This is a genomic window from Ideonella sp. (assembly GCF_035254525.1).
Lineage (GTDB): Bacteria > Pseudomonadota > Gammaproteobacteria > Burkholderiales > Burkholderiaceae_C > Ideonella.
Genome location: NZ_DATFAN010000175.1, coordinates 1 through 7,846, shown reverse-complemented (window position 1 = coordinate 7,846; position 7,846 = coordinate 1). Strand labels below are relative to the sequence as shown.

The 7,846-nt window shown below is 69.3% G+C and carries 10 protein-coding genes; 7 read left to right on the top strand and 3 right to left on the bottom strand.

Annotated elements, in window-relative coordinates:
• From VJ693_RS18565 to rpmG, 3 genes are all read left to right on the top strand, one after another.
• Positions 1 to 265, top strand: a 265-nt coding sequence (locus tag VJ693_RS18565; RefSeq protein ID WP_324156571.1) for an FAD-dependent oxidoreductase, incomplete at its 5' end; no start/stop codon positions are given.
• Positions 266 to 457: 192 nt separating this feature from the next.
• Positions 458 to 691 carry a 50S ribosomal protein L28 gene (gene rpmB / locus VJ693_RS18560; protein ID WP_324156569.1) on the top strand — a complete coding sequence of 78 codons (234 nt, stop codon included), beginning with the start codon at positions 458 to 460 and terminating at the stop codon, positions 689 to 691.
• Between the two features lie 42 nt (positions 692 to 733).
• Complete coding sequence (gene rpmG, locus VJ693_RS18555; protein WP_025564431.1) at positions 734 to 904, top strand: 50S ribosomal protein L33; 171 nt, start codon at positions 734 to 736, stop codon at positions 902 to 904.
• A gap of 157 nt (positions 905 to 1,061) precedes the next feature.
• Here rpmG and VJ693_RS18550 read toward each other — a convergent pair whose 3' ends face one another.
• Positions 1,062 to 2,288 (bottom strand): DesA family fatty acid desaturase, encoded by a 1,227-nt coding sequence (locus tag VJ693_RS18550; RefSeq protein WP_324156560.1) that lies wholly within the window; start codon positions 2,286 to 2,288, stop codon positions 1,062 to 1,064.
• A gap of 127 nt (positions 2,289 to 2,415) precedes the next feature.
• The gene (locus VJ693_RS18545; RefSeq protein WP_324156558.1) at positions 2,416 to 3,675 is read right to left on the bottom strand and encodes an RsmB/NOP family class I SAM-dependent RNA methyltransferase; all 1,260 of its coding nucleotides are present in this window, start codon (positions 3,673 to 3,675) and stop codon (positions 2,416 to 2,418) included.
• Between the two features lie 40 nt (positions 3,676 to 3,715).
• Between VJ693_RS18545 and VJ693_RS18540 the strand changes: the two genes are divergently transcribed.
• Positions 3,716 to 4,381 (top strand): DUF1345 domain-containing protein, encoded by a 666-nt coding sequence (locus VJ693_RS18540; protein ID WP_324156556.1) that lies wholly within the window; start codon positions 3,716 to 3,718, stop codon positions 4,379 to 4,381.
• A 6-nt stretch (positions 4,382 to 4,387) separates the two neighbouring features.
• Here the strand turns inward: VJ693_RS18540 and purN are convergent, their stop codons facing one another.
• A complete protein-coding gene (purN, locus tag VJ693_RS18535) occupies positions 4,388 to 5,017 on the bottom strand; it encodes a phosphoribosylglycinamide formyltransferase (protein WP_324156555.1) in 630 nt (209 codons plus the stop codon).
• Positions 5,018 to 5,056: 39 nt separating this feature from the next.
• Here purN and trpS point away from each other — a divergent pair, with 39 nt between their 5' ends.
• From trpS to VJ693_RS18520, 3 genes are read left to right on the top strand one after another with little or no spacing between them, the layout of a single operon-like run.
• On the top strand, positions 5,057 to 6,058 hold the full coding sequence (trpS, locus tag VJ693_RS18530; protein ID WP_324156553.1) for a tryptophan--tRNA ligase: 1,002 nt from the start codon (positions 5,057 to 5,059) through the stop codon (positions 6,056 to 6,058).
• Positions 6,059 to 6,063: 5 nt separating this feature from the next.
• Positions 6,064 to 6,957 carry a DMT family transporter gene (locus tag VJ693_RS18525; protein WP_324156552.1) on the top strand — a complete coding sequence of 298 codons (894 nt, stop codon included), beginning with the start codon at positions 6,064 to 6,066 and terminating at the stop codon, positions 6,955 to 6,957.
• A gap of 6 nt (positions 6,958 to 6,963) precedes the next feature.
• Positions 6,964 to 7,827, top strand: coding sequence for a sulfurtransferase (locus VJ693_RS18520; RefSeq protein ID WP_324156550.1), 864 nt, complete (start codon positions 6,964 to 6,966; stop codon positions 7,825 to 7,827).
• Positions 7,828 to 7,846 lie beyond the last annotated feature (19 nt).

The following is a 7,846-nucleotide window of genomic DNA, read 5'->3' as shown; positions in this document are numbered from 1 at the left end:
CAAGACCGAGCTGGCGCTCAAGGGCTGCTTCATCGCGATCGGCCACCAGCCCAACACCGCCATCTTCGAAGGCCAGCTGGCGATGAAGGACGGCTACATCACCACCCGCACCGGCCAAACCGGCTTCGCCACGATGACCAGCGTGCCCGGCGTGTTCGCCGCCGGCGACGTGCAGGACCACGTCTACCGCCAGGCCATCACCTCGGCCGGCACCGGCTGCATGGCGGCGCTCGACGCGCAGCGCTTCCTCGAGCAGGAAGGCTGAAGCCGCCGGCCCGGCCGCGGCTGGCCAGGGTGGCGGAATCTCCGCTATAATCATCGTCTTTGCCGGAAACGGGTCGCCCCGCGTCCGGTCCACGGGTGCCCACCCAAGCGCCACACGCCGTCGAAAGCCGGCACAGGCCCCTGCTCTAGGCACCAGCGCCAACAACACTGGACGAAGAACTGGAGAAGCGTCATGGCACGCGTCTGTCAAGTCACGGGCAAGGGCCCGATGGTGGGGAACAATGTTTCCCACGCAAACAACAAAACGAAGCGCCGCTTCCTGCCCAACCTGCAGTACCGTCGCTTCTGGGTCGAGAGCGAAAACCGCTGGGTGCGCCTGCGCATCAGCAACGCAGCGCTGCGCCTGATCGACAAGGTCGGCATCGACCAGGTCGTCGCCGATCTGCGTGCCAAGGGCGCGCTGTAAGCGCACCCGTCTCAACAGACTGACTGACAGGAGTCACGCACCATGGCAAGCAAAGGCGGCCGCGAAAAGATCAAGCTGGAGTCCACCGCGGGCACCGGCCACTTCTACACCACGAACAAGAACAAGAAGACCACGCCCGAGAAGCTCGAATTCATGAAGTTCGACCCGAAGGCGCGCAAGCACGTGCTGTACAAGGAAATCAAGCTGAAGTAATTCGGCTCGATCCCCAAGAGAAAGCCCACCAACCGGTGGGCTTTTTGTTTGGCCCGGCGAAGCCTGGGCCCCTCCAAGTGGCGTGCGCGGATCCGGCTTTGCCGGTCCGCTGCGCGAGCCCCCTCGGGGGGGCAGCCCACGGAAGGGGGCGTGGGGGCTAACAACGCGCCGCGCGCAATTGAACGGAGAATTCGCGCAGCGCGGCGATGCCACTTTCCTCGGCGCGGCGGCACCAGTCCTGCAGGTCGGTCACCAGTTGCTCGGCCGACACGTTGGTGCGGGTCCAGAGCTGACGCAGTTCCTCGCGCATCGTGACCAGCTTCTTCAGCACCGGCGAGTCGTCCATCGCAAGGTCGAGCTGGGTGCGCAGGTTGCTCGGAATCTTCTCTGCATCGCGGTGCAACCAGCGTTCGGCAACGCGCAGATTGGTCCACGCGGCACCGGTCTTCGCAGCGCCGTCGGCCTTCAGCTTGGTCAGCTCGATCGCACAGGTGCGGCGGAGCTGCTTGGCGTAGTTGGCCATCACCTCGTAGCGGTTGGCAATGATCGCCTCGAGCGTCATCGAATCAGCCACCGGCTTGACCGAGCCCAGCACGAGCTGGGGCGGGGTCTTGCGCACCTTGGCCAGACCCATCGTTTCCAGCGCGCGGATGTAGCCCCAGCCGATGTCGAACTCGTAGGGCTTGACCGACAACTTGGCCGAGGTCGGGTAGGTGTGGTGGTTGTTGTGCAGTTCCTCGCCGCCGATGATCAGGCCCCAGGGCGAGATGTTGGTCGAGGCGTCGACGGCCTCGAAGTTGCGATAGCCCCACCAGTGGCCCAGGCCATTGATGATGCCCGCCGCCGTGATGGGGATCCAGAGCATCTGGACGGCCCAGACGGTCGCGCCCACCGCGCCGAACAGCAGCAGGTCGATGACCAGCATCAGGCCCACGCCCTGCCATTGGAAGCGGCTGTACAGGTTGCGCTCGATCCAGTCGTTCGGCGTGTTGTGGCCGTACTTGTCCAGCGTTTCCTGCACCTTGGCCTCGGCCCGGTACAGCTCGCTGCCCGTCAGCAGCACGGTCTTGATGCCCTTGGCAACCGGGCTGTGCGGGTCGTCCGCCGTCTCACACTTGGCGTGGTGCTTGCGGTGGATCGCGACCCACTCCCTGGTCACCATGCCGGTGGTCAGCCAGAGCCAGAAGCGGAAGAAGTGCGACGGGATCGCGTGCAGCTCGAGCGCGCGGTGCGCCTGCGAGCGGTGCAGGAAGATCGTGACCGACGCGATGGTGATGTGCGTCAGCACCAGGGTGAACAACAGCAGTTGCCACCAGCTGGCATCGACGATCCCGTGGGCGGCCCAATCGATGAAGGCCGAGAAGATCGCTTGCAAATTGCTCATGTACACGCCAGCCGCCCGAGAGTTCGAGCCAATGTGAAATTGTAGGAGACATGGCTGCCGAGACCAGCACGGGAATTGCGTAGGAAATCGCCGCCATCCGGTCAGATCGGGGCGGACGCCCGGCGCTTCAAGGCCGGCGCTGCCAGGCCGCGGCGAAAAAGCCGTCGGTCTGGTGGCGGTGCGGCCACAGGCGCAGGTGACCGTTCGAGTCCAGTTCGGGAGCCCGCTCCACCTGGGCCGCGGCCAGCGCCGCGCCCGCTGGCAGGGGCTCGAACTCGGGGTGTGCGGCGGAAAAATCGGCGGCCACGGCCTCGTTTTCGCTGCGCAGCAGGCTGCAGGTGGCATAGACCAGGCGACCGCCGGGCTTGAGCAGCCGCGCCGCACTGGCCAGGATGTCGCGCTGCTTGGCGCCCAGCTCTTCCAGCGACTTGGGCGACTGGCGCCATTTCAAATCCGGGTTGCGGCGCAGCGTACCCAGGCCCGAACACGGGGCATCGACCAGCACCCGGTCGATCTTGCCGGCCAGCCGCTTGATGCGATCGTCGCGCTCGTGGGCAATCTGCGCCGGGTAGACGTTGGACAGGCCGCTGCGCGCAAGCCGGGGCTTGAGCGCATCGAGCCGGTGGCCAGACACGTCGAAGGCGTACAGCCGCCCCGTGTTGCGCATCAGCGCCCCGAGCGCCAGCGTCTTGCCGCCGGCACCGGCACAGAAATCGACCACCATCTCGCCGCGCTTGGGTGACAGCAGCGCCGCCAGCAGCTGGCTGCCTTCGTCCTGCACCTCGACGTCGCCACAGGTGAACACCTCGAGCTTCTGCAGGGCAGGCTTGCCCTGCACGCGCAGGCCCCAGGGCGAATAGGGGGTGGGCGTGGCCTCGATGCCGGCCGCGGCCAGCGCGGCCTGCACGTCCTCGCGCTTGGCCTTCAGCGTGTTCACGCGCAGGTCCAGCGGCGCCGGCTGGTCGAGCGCGTTCACCAAGGGCCAGAAGTCATCGCCCAGCTCGTTCTTCAGCAGCCCGGCCAGCCAGTCCGGCAGGTTGTGGCGCAGCTTCTCGGGCAGGCCGGCCACGTCGATCGCCTTCACCTCGGCCAGCCACTTCTGCTCCTGCGGGCCCAGCGCCCCGCGCAGGAAGGTGTCGCCGCCTTGCCAGGCCAGGGCTGCCAGGCGCCGCTCGAGCGCGCCACTCCCGCTCTGGGCCAGGTGGGCCAGCAGCAGGCGCTGCCGCAGCACCGCATAGGTCGTCTCGGCCAGGCTATGGCGCTCGCGCTGCCCCAGGCCACGGTGCTTGCGAAAGAAGGCTGACACGACGGCGTCGGCGGGCTGGTCGAACTTGAGCACCTGGCGCAACAGCTCGGTTGCCAGGTCCAGCAGGGCATTAGGATGCATCGATGGATTATCCCCGCGCCGGCCTGGGCGCCCCGCACCGATGAAGCGCCTGTGGACCCACGTCGCCGTGCGACCGCGGATGTCGCTGGCCGCCGCGGTGGGTCTGGTGGCGGGGCTGCTGGCTCCTGCCGACACCGCCGTCGGGCGGGCCCTGGTCGGCTGGAACATCGGCGTCTGGACCTACCTGGCCCTGATGTCGTGGGTCATGGCCCGCGCCGACCACGGGCACTTGCGGCGCAGCGCGCTGGCCCAGACACCGGGGGCGGCCGTGGTGCTCGGCCTCGTGGTGGGCGCCTCGGTGGCCAGCATCGTGGCCATCGTCGCCGAGCTGGCCTGGGTGCGGCACGTGCAGGCGGCGCCACTGGCGCTGGCGCATGTGCTGCTGGCCCTGGGCACGGTGGTCGGCGGGTGGCTGCTGCTGCCACTGGTGTTCACGCTGAACTACGCGAGCCACTACTACCGCCACACCCCGCCGGCAGGCTTGAAGTTTCCGGACGTCGATCCGAGCTTCCACCCCAACTACGTCGACTTCCTGTACTTCTCGTTCACGATCGCGGTGGCGGCCCAGACGGCCGACGTGGCCATCACCAGCCGGCCGATGCGCCGCCTGGTGCTGCTGCAGGCGCTGCTGTCGTTCGCCTTCAACACCGCCATCCTGGCGATGGCTGTCAACATCGCCGCCGGCTTGCTGCCGGCGCCGCGCTGAAACGGGTCAGCCGACGAGCAACTGAGGCTCGCCGTCGAGCTGGGTGACGCGGCCGGCCTGGACACGCAGCCGGCCCTCGACGCACCAGCGCACCACCAGCGGGTACAGGCGGTGCTCCTGCACCAGCACGCGCTGCGACAGCGTCGCCTCGTCGTCGCCCGGCAGCACCGGCACCGTCGCCTGCGCGATGATGGGCCCGTGGTCGAGCTCGGGCGTCACGAAGTGCACCGTCGCGCCGGTGACCTTGCAGCCGGCCTCGATCGCCCGCCGGTGGGTGTGCAGCCCCGTGAAGGCGGGCAGCAGCGACGGGTGGATGTTGAGCATGCGGCCCTCGTAGTGGCGCACGAAGGCAGCGCCGAGGATGCGCATGAAGCCGGCCAGCACGAGCAGGTCCGGCCCCCAGAGATCGATCACGCGCCGCAGCTCGGCGTCGAACGCCTCGCGCGTCGCGAAGGCCTTGGGGTCGACCGCCGCCGTCGCGATGCCGCGCTCGGCGGCCCAGGCCAGGCCCTGTGCGTCGGCCTTGTTGCTCACCACGCCGACCACGCGCGCCGACCACCCTTCCGCGGCGCCGCACTCGACGATGGCCTGCATGTTGCTGCCGCGGCCCGACAGCAGAATGACGATTCGTTTCATAGAGGCGCCGCAGTGTAAGCCTCTGCCAGAATCCGGAGAATGCGAGCCCGCGTCGTTTCCGGCATGCGCCCCACCGGGGCCCTGCACCTTGGCCATTACCACGGCGCCTTGAAGAACTGGGTGCGCCTGCAGCAGGACCACGACTGCTTCTTCTTCGTGGCCGACTGGCATGCACTGACCACGCACTACCAGGAGCGCGAGGTCATCGAGCGCAATGTCTACGACATGGTGGTCGACTGGCTCGCCGCCGGCATCGACCCGAATCGGGCCACGCTGTTCATCCAGAGCCGGCTGCCGGAGCACGCCGAGTTGTTCACGCTGCTGGCGATGGGCACGCCGCTGTCCTGGCTCGAGCGGGTGCCGAGCTACAAGCATCTGATCGCTACCCAGCCCACCCGCGATCTCGCGACCTATGGCTTTCTCGGCTACCCGCTGCTGCAGGCGGCCGACATCCTGATCTACCGCGCGAACTTCGTGCCGGTCGGCGAAGACCAGGCAGCGCACGTCGAGGTCACGCGCGAGGTCGCGCGGCGCTTCAACCACCTCTATGGCCGCGGGCGGGGCGAGCCGGTGCTGCCCGAGCCCGCCGCGCTGTTCACCGAGACGGCCAGGCTGCCGGGGCTGGACGGCGAGAAGATGAGCAAGAGCGCCGACAACACGATCGAGATGCGCGAGGCGCCGGAGGTCGTCGCGCAGAAGATCCGCCGCATGCCGACCGACCCCCAGCGCGTGCGCCGCGGCGACGCCGGCGACCCGGCGCGCTGCCCCGTCTGGCCCTTGCACCAGCTGTACTCCGATGCCGGCACCCAGGCCTGGGCGCGCCAGGGCTGCACCAGCGCCGGCATCGGCTGCCTGGACTGCAAGCAGCCGGTGATCGAGGCGATCCACCGCGAGCAGGCGCCGTGGCGAGAGCGAGCGGAGAACTACCTCGCGAACCCGAAGCAGGTGCACTGGATCGTCGAGATGGGCACCGAGCGCGCCCGCACGATCGCCCGGCAGACGATGAAGGACGTGCGCGACGCGATGGGCCTGAGCTATTGACGCCCATGTCCGCGCCTTTGTTGATGCTGCTGGCGGCCCTGCTGTTCTCGACGATGGGCGTGTGCGTCAAGCTCGCGTCGGCCCAGTACAGCGCCGGCGAGATCGTGCTGTACCGCAGCGTCGTCGGCGTGCTGTTCATCGCCGGCCTCGCGCGGGCGCGCGGCGGTAGCCTGCGCACCACCGTCCCGGCGATGCACTTCTGGCGCAGCCTGACGGGTGTGTGCTCGCTCGTGCTGTGGTTCTATTCGATCGGCAAGCTGCCCCTGGCCACCGCCATCACGCTGAACTACATGAGTTCGGTCTGGATGGCGCTGTTCCTGATCGGCGGCGCGGTGATGATGGGCTCCGCCCGGATCGACCCGCGGCTGGTCGCCACCGTGCTCGTCGGCTTTGCCGGCGTCGCGCTGGTTCTGCAGCCCACGATCGAGCGCGACCAGTTCCAGGGCGCGCTGGCCGGGCTGACTTCGGGCCTGGGTGCCGCCATGGCCTACCTGCAGGTCACCGCGCTCGGGCGCGTCGGCGAGCCCGAGTACCGCGTGGTCTTCTACTTCTCGCTCGGCGGCATCGCGGCCGGGGCGCTGCTGACGCTGGCCGGCGGCGCCCATGCACACACCCCCGTCGGCGTGCTGCTGCTGGTGGCCACCGGCGTGCTCGCCACCGTGGCGCAGATGATGATGACGCGCGCCTACGCCATCGGCCGCACGCTGTCCAACGCCAGCCTGCAGTACCTCGGCATCGTCTTCTCGTTCCTCTACGGCGTGCTGATCTTCGATGACCCGGTGACGCCCGTCGCGCTGGCCGGCATGGTGCTGATCATCGGCGCCGGGCTCGCCGCCACCCGCCTGCGCCAGCGCAGCACAAGCGCAGCCGACCACGAATCCTCGACCCTGGAATCCTGACCCGCCATGACTGCCTCGCTTCCAACCCCCTTGATCGGCGCATCCACCCTGCTGGCCCGCCTGGGCACGCCCGACTGGCCGGTGCTGCTCGATTGCAGCTTCGATCTGGCCGACACCGGCGCGGGCGAGGCGGCGTACATCGCCGGCCACCTGCCGGGCGCCCGTTATGCCCACCTCGATCGCGATCTGTCCGGCCCCAAGACCGCCCGCGGGGCGATCGACGGCGGCCGCCACCCACTGCCGACCCGGGAAGCCCTTGCCGCGACGCTGGCCCGCTGGGGCATCGGCGCGGGCACGCCGGTCGTCGCCTACGACGCCCAGGGCGGCGCCTACGCGGCACGGGCCTGGTGGCTGCTGCGCTGGCTGGGCCACCAGGCGATCGCGGTGCTCGACGGCGGCGTCGCCGCCTGGCAAGCCACCGGCGGTCCGCTCGAGCAAGGCCTCACGCCGCACGCCCCCGCGGCCGAGGGCTACCCGCTGCGGCCGGCCGCGATGCCGGCCGTGGACGCGTCCGAGCTGCTCGCGGCGCCGGGGCGCCTGCTGGTCATCGACGCCCGGGCACCCGAGCGCTACCGTGGCGACGTCGAGCCGCTGGACGCGCAGGCCGGCCACATCCCCGGCGCGCGCAACCGCTTCTTCAAGGACAACCTCGATCCCAACGGCCGCTTTCGCCCCGCCGCCGAGCTGCGCCGGGTCTTCCAGGCCTTCGGCGCGACACCTGGGCAAGTCGTTCACCAATGCGGCTCCGGCGTGACGGCCTGCCACAACCTGCTGGCGATGGAGCTGGCGGGCCTGCCCGGGTCGGCGCTGTACCCCGGCTCATGGAGCGAATGGTCTGCCGACCCGGCGCGGCCGGTGGCGCGGAGCTGACACGAGCAACGCGGCCTTG

Excerpts from the sequence above, each read along its gene's own strand:
- rpmB (WP_324156569.1), top strand. The coding sequence starts at position 458 with ATGGCACGCGTCTGTCAAGTCACGGGCAAGGGCCCGATGGTGGGGAAC.
- rpmG (WP_025564431.1), top strand. The coding sequence starts at position 734 with ATGGCAAGCAAAGGCGGCCGCGAAAAGATCAAGCTGGAGTCCACCGCG.
- VJ693_RS18550 (WP_324156560.1), bottom strand. The coding sequence starts at position 2,288 with ATGAGCAATTTGCAAGCGATCTTCTCGGCCTTCATCGATTGGGCCGCC.
- VJ693_RS18545 (WP_324156558.1), bottom strand. The coding sequence starts at position 3,675 with ATGCATCCTAATGCCCTGCTGGACCTGGCAACCGAGCTGTTGCGCCAG.
- VJ693_RS18540 (WP_324156556.1), top strand. The coding sequence starts at position 3,716 with ATGAAGCGCCTGTGGACCCACGTCGCCGTGCGACCGCGGATGTCGCTG.
- purN (WP_324156555.1), bottom strand. The coding sequence starts at position 5,017 with ATGAAACGAATCGTCATTCTGCTGTCGGGCCGCGGCAGCAACATGCAG.
- trpS (WP_324156553.1), top strand. The coding sequence starts at position 5,057 with ATGCGAGCCCGCGTCGTTTCCGGCATGCGCCCCACCGGGGCCCTGCAC.
- VJ693_RS18525 (WP_324156552.1), top strand. The coding sequence starts at position 6,064 with ATGTCCGCGCCTTTGTTGATGCTGCTGGCGGCCCTGCTGTTCTCGACG.
- VJ693_RS18520 (WP_324156550.1), top strand. The coding sequence starts at position 6,964 with ATGACTGCCTCGCTTCCAACCCCCTTGATCGGCGCATCCACCCTGCTG.